At 63.6% G+C, this 18,274-nt stretch carries 16 protein-coding genes and 1 pseudogene; 4 read left to right on the forward strand and 13 right to left on the reverse strand.

Going from position 1 to position 18,274, the window contains the following annotated elements:
• Positions 1 to 30 precede the first annotated feature (30 nt).
• From NCS00_RS27435 to NCS00_RS27450, 4 genes are read right to left on the reverse strand one after another with little or no spacing between them, the layout of a single operon-like run.
• Entirely contained in the window at positions 31 to 843 is an 813-nt protein-coding gene (locus NCS00_RS27435) for an enoyl-CoA hydratase-related protein (RefSeq protein WP_250441503.1), read from the reverse strand.
• A complete protein-coding gene (locus tag NCS00_RS27440; protein WP_008346859.1) occupies positions 840 to 2,009 on the reverse strand; it encodes a CaiB/BaiF CoA transferase family protein in 1,170 nt (389 codons plus the stop codon). Before NCS00_RS27440 ends, NCS00_RS27435 begins: the two co-directional genes overlap by 4 nt.
• On the reverse strand, positions 2,006 to 3,739 hold the full coding sequence (locus tag NCS00_RS27445) for a hydantoinase B/oxoprolinase family protein (RefSeq protein ID WP_175981530.1): 1,734 nt from the start codon (positions 3,737 to 3,739) through the stop codon (positions 2,006 to 2,008). The genes NCS00_RS27440 and NCS00_RS27445 overlap by 4 nt, the downstream gene beginning before the upstream one ends.
• Positions 3,740 to 3,743: 4 nt before the next feature.
• Complete coding sequence (locus NCS00_RS27450; protein WP_008346862.1) at positions 3,744 to 5,789, reverse strand: hydantoinase/oxoprolinase family protein; 2,046 nt, start codon at positions 5,787 to 5,789, stop codon at positions 3,744 to 3,746.
• 185 nt (positions 5,790 to 5,974) lie between these two features.
• Between NCS00_RS27450 and NCS00_RS27455 the strand changes: the two genes are divergently transcribed.
• Complete coding sequence (locus NCS00_RS27455) at positions 5,975 to 6,928, forward strand: LysR family transcriptional regulator (RefSeq protein WP_033535810.1); 954 nt, start codon at positions 5,975 to 5,977, stop codon at positions 6,926 to 6,928.
• Between the two features lie 14 nt (positions 6,929 to 6,942).
• Here NCS00_RS27455 and NCS00_RS27460 read toward each other — a convergent pair whose 3' ends face one another.
• Positions 6,943 to 7,923, reverse strand: coding sequence for an AraC family transcriptional regulator (locus tag NCS00_RS27460; RefSeq protein ID WP_250441504.1), 981 nt, complete (start codon positions 7,921 to 7,923; stop codon positions 6,943 to 6,945).
• A gap of 125 nt (positions 7,924 to 8,048) precedes the next feature.
• On the opposite strand from NCS00_RS27460, the gene NCS00_RS27465 reads away from it, so the two are divergent.
• Positions 8,049 to 9,425 (forward strand): NAD-dependent succinate-semialdehyde dehydrogenase, encoded by a 1,377-nt coding sequence (locus tag NCS00_RS27465; RefSeq protein WP_008346868.1) that lies wholly within the window; start codon positions 8,049 to 8,051, stop codon positions 9,423 to 9,425.
• Positions 9,426 to 9,474: 49 nt separating this feature from the next.
• Here NCS00_RS27465 and NCS00_RS27470 read toward each other — a convergent pair whose 3' ends face one another.
• The 5 genes from NCS00_RS27470 to NCS00_RS27490 all read right to left on the reverse strand — a co-directional run bounded on the left by NCS00_RS27470 (position 9,475) and on the right by NCS00_RS27490 (position 14,801).
• Positions 9,475 to 10,848, reverse strand: coding sequence for an MFS transporter (locus NCS00_RS27470; protein ID WP_250441505.1), 1,374 nt, complete (start codon positions 10,846 to 10,848; stop codon positions 9,475 to 9,477).
• A 63-nt stretch (positions 10,849 to 10,911) separates the two neighbouring features.
• A complete protein-coding gene (locus tag NCS00_RS27475) occupies positions 10,912 to 11,733 on the reverse strand; it encodes an enoyl-CoA hydratase-related protein (protein WP_250441506.1) in 822 nt (273 codons plus the stop codon).
• A 30-nt stretch (positions 11,734 to 11,763) separates the two neighbouring features.
• Positions 11,764 to 12,540 (reverse strand): enoyl-CoA hydratase-related protein, encoded by a 777-nt coding sequence (locus NCS00_RS27480; protein ID WP_250437355.1) that lies wholly within the window; start codon positions 12,538 to 12,540, stop codon positions 11,764 to 11,766.
• Positions 12,537 to 13,778 (reverse strand): CaiB/BaiF CoA transferase family protein, encoded by a 1,242-nt coding sequence (locus tag NCS00_RS27485; RefSeq protein ID WP_175981521.1) that lies wholly within the window; start codon positions 13,776 to 13,778, stop codon positions 12,537 to 12,539. Before NCS00_RS27485 ends, NCS00_RS27480 begins: the two co-directional genes overlap by 4 nt.
• Before the next feature lie 138 nt (positions 13,779 to 13,916).
• A complete protein-coding gene (locus NCS00_RS27490; protein WP_008346873.1) occupies positions 13,917 to 14,801 on the reverse strand; it encodes a LysR substrate-binding domain-containing protein in 885 nt (294 codons plus the stop codon).
• Positions 14,802 to 15,126: 325 nt separating this feature from the next.
• Between NCS00_RS27490 and flhD the strand changes: the two genes are divergently transcribed.
• On the forward strand, positions 15,127 to 15,444 hold the full coding sequence (gene flhD / locus NCS00_RS27495) for a flagellar transcriptional regulator FlhD (protein ID WP_250441507.1): 318 nt from the start codon (positions 15,127 to 15,129) through the stop codon (positions 15,442 to 15,444).
• Positions 15,445 to 15,466: 22 nt separating this feature from the next.
• Positions 15,467 to 16,075, forward strand: a complete 609-nt coding sequence (flhC, locus tag NCS00_RS27500; RefSeq protein WP_250441514.1) for a flagellar transcriptional regulator FlhC — start codon at positions 15,467 to 15,469, stop codon at positions 16,073 to 16,075.
• A 9-nt stretch (positions 16,076 to 16,084) separates the two neighbouring features.
• Here flhC and NCS00_RS27505 read toward each other — a convergent pair whose 3' ends face one another.
• The 3 genes and pseudogenes from NCS00_RS27505 to NCS00_RS27515 all read right to left on the reverse strand — a co-directional run.
• Positions 16,085 to 17,557 (reverse strand): mechanosensitive ion channel domain-containing protein, encoded by a 1,473-nt coding sequence (locus tag NCS00_RS27505; protein WP_250441508.1) that lies wholly within the window; start codon positions 17,555 to 17,557, stop codon positions 16,085 to 16,087.
• Between the two features lie 82 nt (positions 17,558 to 17,639).
• Entirely contained in the window at positions 17,640 to 18,164 is a 525-nt protein-coding gene (locus NCS00_RS27510) for a DUF2889 domain-containing protein (protein ID WP_175981697.1), read from the reverse strand.
• Between the two features lie 2 nt (positions 18,165 to 18,166).
• Positions 18,167 to 18,274 (reverse strand): annotated as a pseudogene (locus NCS00_RS27515) (electron transfer flavoprotein subunit alpha/FixB family protein); the annotation flags it as partial.

The raw sequence follows: 18,274 nt of genomic DNA on the forward strand, positions 1-18,274 counted from the left end.
CTGTCTCCTCCGGTGAGTCCGGGTTTTGATCTAGCGGCCTTTGAATCGCGGCGCGCGCTTCTCGTTGTAAGCGCTGATGCCTTCGAGACGATCCTCGGTCGGAATCAGCCGGTTATACGCTTCGATTTCCAGATAGAGCCCGGTGCGCAGATCGCCCTGTATGCCGAGGTCGATCGCCTTCTTCGCCTGCGCGACCGAAAGCGGCGCGCTCGTGCAGATGTCGCGCGCGGCGTCGATGGCGTCGGCAAGCACGCGCCCCGGCTCGCACAGCCGGTTGACGACGCCCCACGCGAGCGCTTCCTGCGCCGTGAACTTGCCGCCGCGCAGAATCAGCTCTTTCGCGCGCCGCACGCCGATCGCGCGCGGCAGTTGCTGCGTGCCGCCGCCGCCCGGCATGATGCCGCGTTTCACTTCGGTGAAGCCGAACGTCGCGTGGCTGACGGCATAAGCGAAGTCGCACGCGAGCAGCAGTTCGAGTCCGCCCGCGACCGCCGCGCCGTTGGCCGCGCAGATGACCGGCACCGGGCAATACGTGAGCGCGCGGTTCATGCGCTCGAACAGATAGTGCTGCACGCCGAACTGCTCGTCGGTCATGCCTTCGCGCTGCTTGAGGTCCGCGCCGCCGCAGAACGCGCGTTCGCCCGCGCCCGTCAGGATCACGCAGCGATACAGCGCGGGGTTCGCTTCGAGCGCACCGAATACGCGGATGATCTCGTCGCCCATCGTCGTGCTGATCGCGTTCGAGACTTCCGGACGGTTCAGCTTGACGATGAGAATCTGTTCGTCGATTTCTTCGAGCGTCAGCGTGTCGAGCGCGCCGACCAGTTGCGATGCAAGTTTCACGATGTCTCCAGTGTTTTCTTCGCCAGCAGATGATTGTGTTCGCCGAGTTTCGGCGTGACGCCGGTGCGCGCAGGCCGCACGCCGCCGAATGAAATCGGCACGCCGACGACCGTCGCCGCGCCGTCGTCGGTGATGCGCAGCAGATCGAGCGCCTTGGTCTGCTCGTGTTCGACGACCTGATCGATGGTCTGAATCGGTCCGCACGGAATGCCCGCCGTATCGAGCGCTTCCAGCCAGTGCGCGGTGCCCCGCTTGCGGAACTCGATATGCAGCAAGTCGATCAGCGCGACGCGATTGGTCACGCGCGCGCCGTTGGTGACGAAGCGCGCGTCGTCGGCGAGCGCGGCGATATCGAGCACGTCGCACAAGCGGCGGAACAGGCGGTCGTTGCCCGCGGCGACCATGATGGTGCCGTCCGCGCATTCGAAGGCCTGATGCGGCACGATCGCGGCCGTCCCCGATCCCCAGCGTCCCGGCAGCACGCCCGACGCGAGATAGTCGGCGATCTGGATGCCCGCCCAACTGATCGCCGTCTCGTACAGCGACACGGACACGATCTCGCCCGCGCCCGTCGTCTGGCGCCGGAAGAGCGCGGCGAGCACGCCGATCGCGGCCCAGAGTCCGGTGCCCATGTCGTTCACCGAAACCGGAATGCGCGACAGCGGCTCGCCCGGCTGACCGAGAAAGCTCATCAGGCCCGAAAGCGCCTGCACGAGCGGATCGTAGCCGGGCTTGTCGCGCAGCGGCCCGGCCGTGCCGAACGCGCCGAGATTGCAATAGACGAGCGACGGCTTCATGCGCAGCATCGCCTCGCCGCCGAGACCGTATTTCTCCGTGCCGCCCGCCTTCAGGTTTTGCAGCACGACATCGGCGCGTTGCGAGATCAGCTCGCGCAACGCCTGTGCTTCGTCCGGATTCGACAGCGACATCGCGATGCTTTTTTTGCCGTGATTCACCGCATGAAACAACGCGGCCGCGCCATCGACGAAAGGCGGGCCCCAATCGCGCGCGTAGTCGCCGTGTTCCGCGCTTTCGATCTTGATGACGTCCGCGCCGAGCGACCCGAGGATCATGCCCGCATACGGCGCGGCGAGACTGTGGCCGATCTCGATCACGCACACGCCCGCGAGCGGCAAAGGCTGATTCATGGCTTCGCTCGCGCTCATTCGGCGGTGACTTCGAGCGGTGCGTCGATGGTTTCGCGCGTGCGGCCGTAGACTTGCGCGGCGGCATCGGCGCTGATGTAGCCATCGGCGACATCGGCATCGACGCGCTTCTCATCGCGTTCGCGCGGATCGCCATAGCCGCCGCTGCCCGCGGGCTGCACGGTCACGCGATCGCCGCGATACACGACCGTCTGTCCGCCCTTCGCCGCGACCTCCTGCGTGCTGCCGTCCGCGCGTTCGACGACGCACAGAAAGCGCGTGCCGGCCTGCCCGCCGAAGTGACCTTCGGGGGCGGAACGTCCGCGTTCGCCGGACACGGTGAAGGTGGCTTCGTCGTATTCCACGCGATACACGCGCCGCGATGTCAGCCCGCCGCGCTGTCGGCCCGCGCCGCCGCTGTCGGTGACGAGCGACCATTCCTCGACCATCAGCGGCGAAGTCGCTTCGATCATTTCGATCGACTGACTGCCCGCGTTGCCCACGTAGACGCGCACGCCGCTCACGCCGTCCTTCTGCGCGCGCGCGCCCATGCCGCCCGCGTGGACGTCGTGCATGGTGACGAACTCCTGACCGGTTCGGGCGATGCGCGCGGCATCGGTATCGCGTCCGCTGAAAATGCCCGCGCACGACGCGCAGTTGCTTTGTCCGGTGATGCGCTCCGGCACCGCGGGCGCAAGCGCCTTGAGCAGCAGATCGATCACGCGCGGCGAGGTCTCCGTGTTGCCCGACACCACCGACGCCGGATAGCGGCAGTTCAGCACGCTGCCCTCGGGCGCGATGATCGTCACCGGCCGATAGCAGCCCTGGTTGGTCGGAATGCCCGGATCGGTCAGCGCTTTCACGGTGAACCAGGTGCTGTTGCACGTCACCGAAAGCGGACAGTTGATGCCGCCGCGCGCCTGCGGCCCGGTGCCGGTGTAATCGAACGTGATGTGATCGCCCGTCTTCGTGATCTTCACCTTGAGCAGCGGCCGCTCCTGTTTCCAGCCCGGCGCCTCGATCGGATCGAGATACTCCTGCGCTTCGTACACGCCGTCCGGAATGCGTGCGATCTCCGCGCGAATGAGCTTCTCCGAGTGATCGAGACTCTGGCTCATCACGTCGCGCAATGCATCGGCGCCATACTTCGCCACCAGTTCGCCGATGCGCCGGTCGCCGACGAACGTGCCCGCGTATTGCGCCTGAATGTCGAGCAGCAGTTCGTGCGCGTTGCGGCTGTTTCGCGTGAGCAGGTTGAGCATGTCCTGCACCGGCTCGTCGTTACGATACAGAAACACCGGCGGAATGCGAATGCCTTCGGCGAACACGTCCCACGTCGTGACGGTATAGCTGCCCGGCGACTGTCCGCCGATGTCGGTCCAGTGGCCGCGCGTCATCACGAAGGCGACGATCCTGCCGCCCGCGAAAACGGGCCGCGTGAACTGCACGTCCGGTTGATGATTGCCGCCGCCCACATAGGCATCGTTGCTGACGATGACGTCGCCGGGACGCAGGTTCTCGCGCCCGACCGCTTCCACCGACACGCGCGTCGAGATGACGGCCGAGCCGAGCATCGTCGGGATGTCGTTGCCTTGCGCGACGAGCTGCATGTCGGCGTCGAAAATGGCCGCCGACGAATCGCCGCTCGCGTGCATGAGCGGGCTGCCGGCGGTGCGCATCATCGCGATCTTCATTTCACGGGCGATCGCGAAGAGACTGCTGCGGATGATTTCGTAAGTAACGATGTCCATGAATTCAGGCTGCCAGTTCGATGACGAGATTGAGATCGGGATCGACGCGCGCGACATGCGACGCCTTCAGCACCGCGCAACTGCTGTGTTCTTCGATGACCGCCGGCCCTTCGATCGTCGCGCCGACCGGAATCTGCGTGCGCGCGAACACCGGCAGCGTGCGCGCGTGGCCATCGAAATACACTTCGCGGGTGCGAACCGGCTGCGGCAGCGCGCCACCATCGGCGCTCGCGACCGAGCCGCGCCAGCCGGTCGTCGTCACGAGTTGCAGACGCACGTTGGCGACCACGACCGGCTTGTCCTTGCTGATGAAGTTCCATTGCCGCAGATGCGCGTCCTCGAAGGCTTGCGCGAGCGCCGCGCGGATGCCCACTGCGTCTGCCTGCACTTCGACCGTGATGACATCGGGCTGGCCGGCGTAGCGGCAATCGGCGAGACGCACGACCTTCACGCCCTGCGCTTCGACGCCGTGACGCTGAAGCTCTTCCATGCCAAGCGCTGCCAGTTCATCGAGCGCGGCGTTCAGAGTCGCGTCGTCGATCATCGCGAGATCGCTTTCCAGCGGACGCTGATAGTCGTATTGCTGATCCGCGACCGTCATGCCGAACGCGCTGAAAAGACCCGGCAGCGGCGGAATCACCACGCGCCGGATACCCATTTCGTGGGCGAGATCGACCGCGTGCACCGGCCCCGCGCCGCCGTAGCAGATGTACGAGAACTCGCGCGGGTCGTAGCCGCGCTCGACTGTCATGATGCGGATGGCCTGCGCCATCAACGCGTTCGCGACCGAGCGCACGACCTGCGCGGCTTCGGGCACGGAGACGCCGAGCGGCTGCGCGATGACTTCATCGACGACGCGCCATGCCGCCTGCGCATCGAGCTTGAATTCGCCGCCGAGGAAGCTGTCGGGATCGATATAGCCGAGAACCAGATTGCAGTCCGTGACGGTCGGGCGCGTGCCACCGCGCCCGTAGCACGCCGGTCCGGGATCGGCGCCCGCGCTCTCCGGTCCGATGCGCACGCCGCCGCCCGCGTCGATCCACACGATCGAGCCGCCGCCCGCGCCGACCGAATCGATGTCGATGCTGGGCGAGCGCACGGTGTACGTGTGCAGCAGGCTCTTGTTGCGGAGTTCGGGGCGCGAGTCGCGGATCAGCGAAACATCGAAGGTCGTGCCGCCCATGTCGCCGAGAATCGCGTTCTTCAGCTCGCTCTTCTCGCAGTTGCGGATCGCCGCCGAGACGCCGCCCGCCGGTCCGGATTCGAGCAGCACGATCGGCTTGTCGGCGACCATGGCCGGACTCGCGAGCCCGCCGTTCGACTGCATGAAAAGGAACTTGCCCGCGAAGCCATGCTGCGCCAGCGCGCTGATGAGCCGGCCGATGTAGCGCCCGCAGACCGGACCGAGCATCGCGTTGATGACCGTCGAGCTCGCGCGCTCGTATTCCATCGATTCGGGATTCACTTCGTGCGATGCACACACGAAGCGCTCCGGCAGCAGACGGCGCAGCGTTTCGACGGCTTCGCGTTCGTGCCGCGGATTGACGTGCGCGTGCAGAAAGCACACGGCGACGGCTTCGATATCCGACGCGCGAATCTCTTCGGCGAGCGCTTCGAGCTGCGCGTGATCGAGCGGCGTTTCGATGCTGCCGTCATGGCGCAGGCGCTCGTTCACTTCGAGCCGCCAGCGGCGCTCGACGAGCGGACGCGGATTCTCGAACAGCAGATCGTAAAGATCGGCGCGGTCGTGACGCGACACGCGCCTTAGTTCGAGGATGTCGCGAAAGCCGCGCGTGGTGACGAGCGCGGTCTTCGCGCCGGTGCCCTCGACGACCATGTTGGTCGCCATCGTCGTGCCGTGGCCGATGAACGATACGTCGGCGCTGTCGGTGCCCGAGAGTTCGAGAATCTTGCGAAAGCCTTCAATCGTGCCGATGACGCGATCCTTCGGCGTCGTCGGCACCTTGGTCGACCAGATGCGCCCTGCTTCGTCGTCCACCATCACGACATCGGTGAAGGTGCCGCCGACATCGAGTCCGATTCTTTTCAATTTGCCTCTCTCCTGTGGATGCGTGATTTCTGCTGCGCTTGCCGAGGCCGCGTGAGTTCCGGCATGATCGAGCCGCGCCGTCGAGCGCCCGGCTGTGACGAACATCGACCGAGCCAGTTTAAAGAGGCATCGGCGCGGCCAGATAATGAAACGTTCCGATCAGGTGAGACGTTGGAGTTATATCGGTGATAACCAGTATCGATGCGATATTGAGGCGGCTGCGCGGCAATCACGTCGCGCTTTTGATCGCGCTCGACGACCATGGCTCGCTGCGCAAGGCGGCGCAACAGGTGTCGCTCTCGCAGCCCGCGACGACCAAGTCGCTGCGCGAAATCGAGGCGATGTTCGGCACTGAACTGTTTGCCCGTTCGCCGCGCGGCATCGTGCCGAACGAACTCGGGCGCTGCGTGATTCGTCACGCGCGCGCGGTGCGTTCGGAGATCGGCGCGCTGCGCGACGAGCTCGCGGCCATCATGCGCGGCGGCGGAGGGATGCTTGCCATCGGCGCGGTGATGGGTTCGATGCCCGAGTGGCTCGCGCCCATCCTGCGTGCGCTGCGGCAAGTGCAGCCGGACGTGTCCGTCGAGGTCTGGGAGGACAACAGCGCGCGTTTGCTGTCGATGCTCGATCAGCGTCTGCTCGATCTCGTCATCGGGCGGCCGAGCATCAGCGTTCACCCTGAGGCTTACGATTTCATTCCGCTCGAAGTGGAGGAAGTGTGTCTCGTGGTCGATGGCGCCGATCCGCTCGCGAGCGTGCAGCGCCTGACGCTCGAAGCGCTTGCGGACAATCCGTGGATCGTGCCGCAAGCCGCCCTGCCGATGCGCTCGCTGCTCGAACAGCTTTTCGACGACGCGGAGGTTCCTTTTCCGCGATACGCGATCGAAACGTCATCGACGTTCGCGACGTTGTCGTTATTGCGCGCCAGCGCGGGGACCGTTGCGCTGATGCCACTGAAGGTCGCGCAATACTTTCAGGCGCACGGCATGATGGCGGTGCTGCCGATCCGTATCGAGCGACGTGGCGCGCCGTACGGGATCGCAACGCGTCGCGGCGCTACGCCGACGGCGCCGGTGCAGAGGTTCATCGAGTTATGCAAAGAGAAGCGCGACGAGCAGCTTCGACGCAATGAGCTTTAACGAGGAACGTCGGTTCAATGCGACGACACATAAGGCGACGGCCCCGCCTCCGGCACCGCGAAATGCCGCTTCATTCGTCGTAATTCTTCCGAAGGCGTGCCGCCGAAAAGCCGCTTGAATTCGCGGCTGAACTGCGATGCGCTCTCATAGCCGACTCGCGCGCTCGCCGCCGCAGCCGTCATGCCTTGCCGCGCCATCAATAGCCTCGCCTGATGCAGTCGCGTCGACTTGATGTACTGCAGCGGAGAAGTATTGGTGGCCGCCTTGAAGTGCATATGAAAGGACGGCACGCTCATGGCCGCTTCCCTTGCGAGCGTTTCGATCGTCAGCGCCTCGGCATAGCTCGAATGGATCTTGCGCAGCACCTTGGAAATGCGCCCGAAATGTCCATCGAGGTCGAGCGCGGCGCGCATCGAAGCGCCCTGCTCGCCGATAAACACGCGAAAGTAAATCTCGCGCACCAGCGTCGGCCCCAATAGCGCGGCTTCGAGCGGATCGCGCATTGCGTCGAGAAAGCGCAGCATGGTTTCGCCGAGCGCCAGATCGAGCCGCGTCGTGGCCATGCCGCCCGGCCCGCCGGGCACCACGCCATTGCGCTCGTCGATCTGAAGCAATACATCGGCGGCGAGCGTCGCATCGAGACGCACGTACACCGCGAGCAACGGTTCGTCGGCGGTGGCGTCGGTTTCCATCGAGAACGGCAGCGGCAACGCGACAGCCAGATAGTGCTGCGCATCGTAGACATACACCTTGCTGCCGAGATAGCCGCGCTTGCGGCCTTGCGCGATGACGACGATACCCGGCTCGTACAGCACCGGCGTACGCGTGAGCGGACGGTTCGATCGCAACAGGCGAATGTCCGGCATCGGCGTCGCGTTATAGCCTTCGTTCGGCGCGAGTTCCAGCAGCCGGCTCACCATCGAAGCGTGCACGCGAGCGAGTGCGGCGGCTTCGGTTTCCATCGTCGGCAATTTGGGCGGGCGGTGCGTTTTCATGCGTCGAGTTCGATAAAGGCGTGTTCATAGAATCGGGCAAGCTTTGCAGACGATCACGCGTTCTCGTCGCGTTGCCATATGCCTAACATTCGATCATGCAAGTCAACTCACCTCGGAGAACAAGCATGATCGATGTACTCAATCCCGCCGACGGCACGCTCGTCGGGCAAGTCGAACATCATTCAGAAGCGCAGGTGCGCGCCGCCATCGACCGCACATGCGCGGCCTTTCCGGCGTGGTCGCGCACATTGGCACGCGAACGAAGCGCACTGCTGCGCGCATGGTTCGACCTCGTCAGCGCCGACAAGACCGCATTCGCCGAACTGATGTGCCGCGAGAACGGCAAGTGCATGTCGGAAGCCTTCGGCGAAATCGACTATGGCCTGGGCTTCGTCGAATGGTACGCGGAGGAAGCGAAACGCGTGTACGGCGATACCATCCCCACGCACGCGAAAGACGCAGCGGTGATCGTCACGAAAGAGCCTGTCGGGCCGGTTGCGTCGATCACGCCGTGGAATTTCCCGTTCATGATGATTACGCGCAAGGTCGCGACCGCGCTCGCGGCGGGTTGCACGATCCTCTTGAAGCCTGCCGAGGAAACGCCGCTGACCGCATACAAGCTGCTCGAATACGCTCGCCGCGCCGGCATTCCGGAAGGCGTGTTCGAAATGGTGACGGGCGACCCCGTTCAGATCGGCAAACTCATCACCGACGATCCGCGCATTCGCAAGATCTCGTTCACGGGTTCGACCGCGGTCGGCAAGCTGCTCGCCGCGCAGTGCGCCGGCACGCTGAAGAAAATGACGATGGAACTCGGCGGCAACGCGCCCTTCATCGTTTTCGACGATGCCGATCTCGACGAAGCCGCGAAAGCGCTCGTGTCCGCGAAGCTGCGCAACAGCGGACAGGTCTGCATTTCGCCGAACCGCGTGTATGTGCAGGCGAGCATCCACGATGCGTTCGTTCAGCGCGTCAAGGCGCTCGTCGAAGCGATCCCGGTCGATCAAGGGCTGCAGGACCGGTTCGTCGTCGGTCCGCTGATCAATCGTGCGGCCATCGACAAGGTCGGCAAGCTCGTCGACGATTCGCGCGAACGCGGCGCCAAGGCCGTGCTCGGCGGACATGCGCACGCGAAAGGCGGACTCTTCTATGCGCCCACGATTCTCGTCGATGTCGCGGACGATATGCCGATCGCATCGACCGAAATCTTCGGTCCCGTCTTTCCGATCTATCGCTTCTCGACCGAAGCAGAAGTCATCGCACGCAGCAACGACAGCGAATATGGACTCGTCGCCTATGCGTTCACGCGCGATCTGGGCCGCTCGTTCCGGCTGTCGCGCAACATCGAGGCGGGCATGGTGATTCTGAATTCCGGCTCGGTCGGCACGGCTTCGGTGCCGTTCGGCGGCGTGAAGCAATCCGGTTACGGACGCGAAGGCAGTCATCATGGAATCGAGGAATATGTGCATGTGAAATACACGCTGATGGCCGGTCTCGCCTGAACCACGCGAAGCGCGGCATCGCGATGCCGCGCTTCGTGTCATCGCCGATTCAACGTACCGGCAATTGAGCCGTGTCGGCAGGGCTCGCGCACTGCACTTCGTAATGACGCTGACGAATGAGCCGGTCCTGCCGCAGTCCCCAAAAATAGGTAACGGCAAGGCAGGGCAACAGCGAAACGATCGAATACCCGACGCCCGCAAGCGGGTTGCCCGTCAGATTGACGAGCGAAAGACTGATGAGCGGAAGAAACCCGCCGAACAGCACATTGCCGAGTTGTTGCGACAATCCGAAGCCCGTGGTCCTGCTTTGCGGTGGAAAACATTCGGCGATGAACGCGGGCAGCGGCGCCATGATCATCGCGGTCAACACGGCGAGCAGCGCGACGAGCAGCGTCGCCGTGACCCAGCCGCCCGCGAGCGCATTCGTCCTGATGCCCGCGAATGCCGGATACGCTGCGAGTATCCAGAGCACGATGCCGATCAGCATCACGCGCGCCCGGCCGATCGCATCGGACAGACGGCCGAACGCCGGATAAAGCGGCGCGGCCACGACGATAGCGACGCCAAGGCAGAGATTTGCGCGCGACGGATCGACCTTCAACACGTTCTGCAGGAAGTACAGCATGTAGACGATCGACGTATAAAGCGATACCGACGTTCCGCCTTGCGCGCCGAACATCGCGACGAGAATCGCCTTCCACGACGTCGCGCTCGACAACGTGTCCTGCAGCGGCGATTTCGACAGACGGCCCGCCTCTTTCATCTCCGCGAACACGGGCGTTTCCTTCATGCCGAGCCGGATCCATGTCGCCACCGCGACGATCGGCGCCGAGATCAGGAACGGGACGCGCCAGCCCCACGATTCGAATGCGGCTGCATCGAGCGCGAACTTCAGCGCCGACACGATAGCGAGCGCGAGCAAAAGGCCGAGGCTCGCGGTGCTTTGCAGCACGCTCGTCGCCATGCCTTTGCGGCCCGCGGGCGCATGCTCCATGACGTAGACGACCGCGGAGCCATATTCGCCGCCGAGCGCGATGCCCTGCACCACGCGCAGCGCGATGAGGCCGATCGGCGCAAGCAGGCCGGCCATCGCGTAGGTCGGCAGACAGCCGATGCCCACCGTCGCGATACCCATGATCGCGAGCGTGATGACGAAGGTCTTCTTGCGTCCGATGCGGTCGGCCATCGGGCTGAAGATGATCGTGCCGAGCGGCCGCGCGACATACGCGATGCCGAACGTGGCGACGCCCGCCATCGCGGCGACCGTGCGATCCGTCGATGGCAGGAACAAGTGCGTCAGCGTCGATGTCAGCGCGACGTAGACGAAGAAATCGTAGTACTCGAGCATCGTGCCGAGGCTCGATGTCGCGATGATCCGCAGCATGCCGGGCTTTGAATGTCGCGCGCCGGAAGTCGTGGACATGGTCGTCTCCTGTGATTCAGTTCGTGAGGCCCCGCGCGATCGACGCAGTGGCCGTAAGGCGCATCACATGTGCGTGCGCTTCTTCGCCGCTTGCTGCGCGAGAAACCGGTCGACAGCCTCCTTGTGCTCGCGGCCGCACAACAGAATGGCCTGCATGCTCGCCGCCATTCCGAGCGTCGTTTCAAGCGATGCATCGGCCGCTTCGCGCACGAGCCGCTTCGCCATGCGCAGTGCAGTCGGCGGGCTGTGCGCGATGCGTTTCGCCAGCGACAACGCTTCGGTGTCGAGCGCATCCTCCGGCACGACCTTCGAGACGATGCCGAGCTTGAGCGCCGCTTCAGCATCGATGAACTCGCTGGTCAGCGTCAGTTCGAGCGCCTTCGCATAGCCGACGATGCGCGCGAGAAACCACGATCCGCCGATGCCCGATACAAGTCCCAGCCGCAAGAAGCTCTCTGCGAAAACGGCTTTCGTGCTCGCCACGCGGATATCGCACATCAACGCGAGATCGCAGCCCGCTCCGACTGCGGCGCCATTGACCGCGCATACCGAAGGCACATCGAGACCGCTCAATGCGCGCGTGATCCGGTGCAAGCTGCGATGCAAGCGGTCGCGCACGTCTTCGACGCTGCCGCTCATCAGGTCGCTGCCGCTTTGCATGTCCTTCACGTTGCCACCCGTGCAGAAGTGCCGCGACGACGAACGCAGCAGCACGCAATGCATGTCGCGCCGGTCGTTGATCTCTTCGAGCGCATCCGACAGCGCCTCTGTCATCGCGACGTTCAGCGCGTTGCCGTCGCTTGCGCTGTTGAGCGTGAGCACGAGCACGCCGTCGTCGAGGGATGACTCGACCAGCGAACCCGAATCGTTTGAATAAGCTGACACGACAAAGTCTCCTGATAGTTTCGCCGGCAACTACCGGTTCTGGAATGCGGCCTGACGACGTTCGAGAAACGCGGCCATGCCTTCTTTCTGATCGGCGAGCGCAAAGCCCGCATGAAATAGCCTTCGCTCGAACAACAGACCTTCCGACAGCGAGGACTCGAACGCACGATTGACGGCTTCCTTGATCGCGACGATCACCGGCAGCGAATGACGCGCGATCTGCTCGCCGACGCGCATCGCTTCGTCGATCAAGCGCTCGCGAGCGACGACCATCGACACGAGTCCATATGCCAATGCCTCGCTTGCGTTGAAGGATTCGCCGGTCAGGCACGCGAGCATCGCGGTCGATTTGCCCACCGCGCGCGGCAGACGCTGCGTGCCGCCCGCGCCCGGCACGATGCCGAGCTTGATTTCGGGCTGGCCGAAGAGCGCATCGTCCGCGGCGATGACGATGTCGCACATCATCGCCAGTTCGCAGCCGCCGCCCAGCGCATAGCCGCCTACCGCAGCGATGATCGGCTTGCGGGCCATGCGGATGCGGTCCCAGCTTCGTCCGATGTAGTCATCCGAGAATGCGCTCGCGTAATCGAGCTTCGACATCGCGACGATGTCGGCGCCGGCGGCGAAGGCCTTGTCGGACCCTGTCAGAACGATTGCGTGAATTTGCGGATCGGCTTCGTTGCGCAGCAGGACGTCGATGAGCTGATCCATCAACGCGTCGGTCAGCGGATTGAGCGGGTTATCCGACGCGAGACGCACGAGCGCGACCTGGCCGCGTCGTTCGCTCCGTATGATCGCGGCGCTCATGCGCTCACCTTGCGGTCTTCATCGCAGGTCTCGCGCGTTGCGCGGCCCAGGCGGATCACGCCCGCGTTCAGCAGTTCCGCGATCTCGCTTTGGGCGAAGCCGTATCGCTCCAGCATCTGCAGCGTGTGCTGGCCCGTCAGCGGCGCTGGCACGTCGGGCACGCTTGCGCGGTCGGATGGACCGAGCGCGAAGCCGTGCGTACGCATGATTCCCGCGACCGGATGATCGATCGTCTGCGCCAGTCCGCATTCGGCGTATTCCGCCGTTTCGATGACATCGCCGTAGGTTGCGACGGGCGAACACAGAATGTCCCGCGCTGCGAGCCGTTCCATCCACTCCGCGGTCGGGCGTTCGACGAAACGCGCCGCGAGCATGTGATGCAGCGCCTTGCGATGGCGCACGCGATCGTCGTTGGTGGCGAAGCGCGGATCCGCTGCGAGTGCGGACGATGCGAGCACCTCGCACAGCGCGCGCCATCGTTCCGGATGATAGGCGACGACCATCATCCAGCCGTCCTGCGTCGGGAACGCTTCGTTCGGGCATGCATAAGGCGCGGCGCTGCCGGTTTTTTCCGGCTCGCGGCCGGACGCGAAATACGCAGCGAAGCCGATCTGCTGCAGCATCAGCGTCGCGTTGTAGAGACTCACGTCGAGATGCTGGGCACCGCCGCCCGCGCGAACCTGATGCAGCGCGCCGAGAATCGCGATCGATGCGAGATAGCCGCCCATCATGTCGGCAACGGGAATCGGGACTTTCAGCGGCTCGGCGTTCGTCGTGCCGAGCGTGCTCATCAGACCGCTGACAGCCTGGATCACGCCATCGACGCCCGGCCGCTTGCGATTCGCGCCCGTCTGACCGAAGGCGGAGATCGAGCAGTAGACGAGCCGGGGATTCAACTGACGCAGTGCGTCGAAGTCGAGTCCCATCGATGCCATCACGCCCGGCCGAAAGTTTTCGACGAGCACGTCGGCCTCGCGCAACATGCGGCGAACGGCTTCGCGCCCCGCGTCGGTTTTCAGATCGATCGCGACGCTGTACTTGTTGCGGTTGACGCTGATGAAGGCCGGGCTTTCACCGCTGATCCACGGCGGGCCGATGCGCCGCCCGATCTCGCCGTCGGGCGGCTCGATCTTGACGACGTGCGCGCCGAGATCGGCGAGCGTCATCGAGCAGACCGGACCGGCGAGGACATGCGAGAAATCGATCACCCGCACGCCGTTGAGGCTGTCTCTTGGCATTTGTGATTGTCCTGTCTCGTGACTCGTCACTGCGACGAATCATGCCGACGAGAATAGGTACTCACCGGCCTTCCAGACAATCGACAATTTAGAAACGAGCCTTTGACTTTTTGTTAAAGGGTCGGCGATTCGTGAGCGCTATTCGTTGAGCAACGAGTGCAGCCATCGGCGGAAAATCTTCAGTGCATCGGATTGCGGACGCGCCGTCGGCCACGCGAAGTAGTATGTGTGATTGCCGCGGTCCAGCTCGAATGAAAACGGAGCGACGAGCAGACCGCTTTCGAGTTCGCTGCGCACCAGCGCCTTCTGCGCGATCGCGACGCCGTGCCCTTCGATCGCTGCCTGATACGCGAGCAGCGACGTTTCGTAGCGCATCTCGCGGCGTCGCCCGCTCAATGGAAGGCCCGCAGCCTTCAGCCACAAGGTCCAGTCTTCAGGGCGTGCGAGCGTGTGCAGAAGCGTTTCGCCCTGTAACTGCGAGCGCGCCTTGACCTGTCTCGACGGCGCGGCGACAGGCACCAGTTCGTTCGCGATCAGACGTTGCACGCGCAGACCGGGCCACTTGCCGTCGCCTAGCTGAATGCCGGCGTCGATATCCTCACGCGCGAAATTGAGCGGAGCCGGTGATGTCGTCAGTTGCACGTCGATGTTTTCATGCAGCCGATGAAAGCTCGCGAGACGCGGAATCAGCCAGCGCACCGCGAATGTGGCGGGCGAGCGGATCTTGAGCACGCGGGCGCGCCGTTCCGACGAACGCAGACTGTCGGTGGCTTCGCGCAGCGCTGCGAAGAGCGGCATCAACTCCGCCAGATACCGCGCACCCGCCGAGGTCAGCTCAAGCCGTCCTTTCACACGCTCGAACAGATCGACGCCCAGATAGGCTTCGAGCGTGCGTACCTGCCGGCTGACGGCGGCGGGCGTCACGGCCAATTCGTCGGCGGCCTTGGAAATACTCAGCAGGCGTCCGGTCGCCTCGAACGCCCGGGTCGGATTCAACGGGGGAAGCAGTGCGCGACGTTCCATAGCCTGTCCGTGTGGAAGCATGTCGGGATTGTGGCGCGAAAATGGTCGAGGTTCGGTAGGCGGCCACTCGCCGGATAGTTGAATACTGAAGCGCCGCCGGTATCGACTGCCGCTCGATCATCGTGAGCAAAGCCGCTTTCCTGTGCCGACAAGGCCGCCCCGCAGCGCATATTCCGTTCCCGGAGAACGGGATAACAATCCTTTAACGGTGTTGCTAATCGATTAATTAAAATCAATCTTCTGACGATTGATCCGGTGGAGACGCGCGCCTAGACTGAAATCATTGAAGGCAACGAAAGCCTTGGAGACATCAAGGCCTAAAAAGATGAGCACCTTCGAAATCCAAGAAAGCATTCGAGAGATCAATCTTTCCTATCTCATCCTGGCGCAGCGAATCTTGCGCGAGGACCGCGCGATCGGCATGTTTCGCCTCGGGCTATCCGCCGAGGTTGCCGATCTGCTGATGAGCCTCTCGCTGCCCCAAGTCGTGAAGCTCGCCTCTTCCGATCAGCTGTTATGCGCGTTCCGCTTCAACGATCACATGCTGCTCTCCGCGCTGACGCAACCTCCGAAGCACGCCAACATCGCTTCGACGCATGCTGCGGTTCTATTGGCAGGCCAACCCGTCAAACTGCTGATCTAAGGCGCCGTCCTCCATGAACCTCATTGCAAAGAAAAGCCTGACCGAAGAAGCGCAAGAGGTGTTTCGCGCAGTCGCGCTCATCGAACTCGGTGCGCGCATGCAGGTCCTCGAAAGCGAACTCACGCTCTCGCGCGAACGTCTCATCCGTCTTTATCGTGAAGTGCGAGGCGTGTCGCCGCCAAAGGGAATGCTGCCTTTCTCCGCGGACTGGTACATGCCGTGGCTTTCGAACATTCACGCGTCGCTATTCTTCAACACTTATCTGTTCCTCAAGAACGAAGCGAGCTGCTCGCACCTCGATGCGCTGACCAAAGGATATCGGCTGTATCTGGAGCACTGCACGCGCAACGACGCCGAACCGGTGCTCGACCTGACGCGCGCCTGGACGCTCGTGCGTTTCTTCGAGGCGGAGATGCTGCAATTGACGCCCTGCTGCCGCTGCACCGGCAAGTTCGTCGCGCACAAGCATGACTTGCAGCACGGCGTCGTGTGCGGCGCCTGCCAGCCGCCGTCGCGTGCGGGCAAGACGAGGAAAGCGGCGGCACGCGCGGCCGTTCAGGCTTTTGCGTCGGTGACTGACGAGAATGTGATCGATCCGGCCGCGCCACCCATCTCCGCTGAAGCAGCTTGAGCCGTATGCTCAATCGCTTCGGGAGTCGTGATTCAGCGAATGCGCGTTCCATACTTTCCCGATCAACCACTGGAACAGCGAGTGGCCTTGTTCGTGCTCGGCGGGCATCGGAGTCGCGAGCTTGCCGAGCTTATCCTGCCGATACGCCAGAAGCTCGCACATTTGCTTCGCTACTTCCGGATGATCTTTGAGAAACGACGTCATGTCGTCCTTGGCCAGCTGAAATAGAACCGATGGCGTGAGCGTCGAGATCGATACTTGCATCGCGATTCCGGCGAGCAATCCCGCTTCCCCGAATGCTTCGCCCGGCCCGATGCGAGCAACCTCGCGAGCGCCTGCCGCTTCGACGACCGCGACCGAGAGCACGCCCGAATGCACGATCGACAAGCTATCGGGCACGGTGTCGGGCGCCAGGATCTGATGATTCGCCTGATATTCGTGTCGCGACAAACGCTTCGCGAGCCGCGTTATTTCCTCGCCTGAAAGGCTGTCGAACAAGTCGACGCGTCTTAACAAGGCTTCTTTTTCATCTCTCGATGCAAGCGCGGGCGCCGCTACGCCCAGCGCGCGCCATGCCACGCCAGCCGCGGTGAGATGGCGGTAGCAGAGGTCGAAGAGCTCGTTGCATACGGCGAGCTTTTTGTTCATGTCGTCGACGAAGGCCACCACTTCATACTGGACCGAGTTCGTCGTCGTGCGCTTTATGCGGGCGTATGGGGCCGGCGTCGCGAGAATCAGATTACAACCGGTAAGCGCGCGCCCGAGTGCGTCCAGCACGTTCTTCGGCCGCGCCTCGGGTTCGATCTCGAGGACGATCGATATGCCGTGGACGTCGCCCGGTCTGCTGTTATTGGTGATTTTCGCCTTCGCCGCGACAGCGTTAGGGACGATGAGCGTATTGCCTTGCCCCGTCAACAGATGTGTCGCGCGCCAGTTCATCTCGACGACCTTGCCCTCGACGTCGTCGATCGTCACCCAGTCACCTATCGCGTAGGGTTCCGTCGTGTTGATGACGATGCCCGCGAATACATCGCTGAGCGTGCTCTGGATAGCGAGGCCCAGCACGATCGCCAGTGCGCCCGATGTCGCAACGAGGCCGCGTACCGGCAGTTCGAGCACGAAGCCAAGCGCCGCCACGGCCGCCGCGAGAAACACCACGGCACCGAAAACGTCCGAGAACAGCCGCTGTTTTCTCCAGGCGCGTGGAAGCAGCAGCGTGTCGAGTGAGAGCGTGAGCAGGCGCGCGCCCATCAACCACCAGATGACTTCGAGAATTTGCCCCGCCCAGTGCAATTCGACGACGTCGGCGAACGGCGCCTGCGTGAACGGACTCAGACCCGATGCAAAGAGCACCCAGCTCAACACAAAAAAAAGCGCGAGCCGTATGAAGAGCCGGGCCAGGTCATTGTCGGGCAATCGCGCGCGCCATACGATCACGTCGATTGCGACGATGCCGAAGCCCAGAAGCAAGGGGTATTTCACGGATGCTCCTCTCGAGGAACGACTTCGAGAGAATACACATTTGCTGGCAACGCGCGCTAGCCACGGCTCGCACGCCGATGCGTCACAGGCGCTTCGGCGCCTCGTACCACTTCGGATGAAATGCCTTCACGAGCGGACCATCCGTACGAAGCGCGTGACAGCCGTCGAGCTGGAACGGCCGCATGGTGCCGCTCGCGTTGATTTCCTCGCTCATCGTCTGAAATGCGGCGGTGGCCACCGCGCCGATGAGTTCGGTCAGATGCGTGCAGCCGCGCAAGCCGCCGAACAGATTTCTGATTTCGCGCATGAAGCCCGGCGCGAGCTTCATGCCTTCGAGCTTGCGATAGTCGGGCGCGATCGTTTCGCAATGGCCGACATACGGCACGATGATCGATTCGGCCTTCGCCTCGCGGATGACGAAATCGACGCCGATGGTCATGCGCAGCATCATCTCGTGTACCGGATCGCCCGCCTTGACGATCACGCCATGGGAATCGCGATCGTATGACTTCGTGTCGCGCAGATGGCCTTCGATGTCGTAGAGGCCATCCGCGCGTCTGAAGCCTTGCAGCGTGATCTGGCGCGTGTGCAGCGGCACGCGATCCATCGTCACAGCGTGCTCGCGAGATCCGGCACGACGGAGAACAGATCGCCGACGAGACCGTAATCGGCGACGCTGAAGATCGGCGCTTCGGGGTCTTTGTTGATCGCGACGAT

Origin of the sequence: Caballeronia sp. AZ1_KS37 (assembly GCF_023631165.1) — a bacterium.
Classification (GTDB): domain Bacteria; phylum Pseudomonadota; class Gammaproteobacteria; order Burkholderiales; family Burkholderiaceae; genus Caballeronia; species Caballeronia zhejiangensis.

What these genes read in the sequence shown, in the direction of transcription:
- NCS00_RS27440 (WP_008346859.1), bottom strand. Translation starts at nt 2,009, where the DNA reads ATGAGCGCGAGCGAAGCCATGAATCAGCCTTTGCCGCTCGCGGGCGTG.
- NCS00_RS27445 (WP_175981530.1), bottom strand. Translation starts at nt 3,739, where the DNA reads ATGGACATCGTTACTTACGAAATCATCCGCAGCAGTCTCTTCGCGATC.
- NCS00_RS27460 (WP_250441504.1), bottom strand. Translation starts at nt 7,923, where the DNA reads ATGAAAACGCACCGCCCGCCCAAATTGCCGACGATGGAAACCGAAGCC.
- NCS00_RS27465 (WP_008346868.1), top strand. Translation starts at nt 8,049, where the DNA reads ATGATCGATGTACTCAATCCCGCCGACGGCACGCTCGTCGGGCAAGTC.
- NCS00_RS27470 (WP_250441505.1), bottom strand. Translation starts at nt 10,848, where the DNA reads ATGTCCACGACTTCCGGCGCGCGACATTCAAAGCCCGGCATGCTGCGG.
- NCS00_RS27480 (WP_250437355.1), bottom strand. Translation starts at nt 12,540, where the DNA reads ATGAGCGCCGCGATCATACGGAGCGAACGACGCGGCCAGGTCGCGCTC.
- NCS00_RS27485 (WP_175981521.1), bottom strand. Translation starts at nt 13,778, where the DNA reads ATGCCAAGAGACAGCCTCAACGGCGTGCGGGTGATCGATTTCTCGCAT.
- NCS00_RS27490 (WP_008346873.1), bottom strand. Translation starts at nt 14,801, where the DNA reads ATGGAACGTCGCGCACTGCTTCCCCCGTTGAATCCGACCCGGGCGTTC.
- flhD (WP_250441507.1), top strand. Translation starts at nt 15,127, where the DNA reads ATGAGCACCTTCGAAATCCAAGAAAGCATTCGAGAGATCAATCTTTCC.
- NCS00_RS27510 (WP_175981697.1), bottom strand. Translation starts at nt 18,164, where the DNA reads ATGGATCGCGTGCCGCTGCACACGCGCCAGATCACGCTGCAAGGCTTC.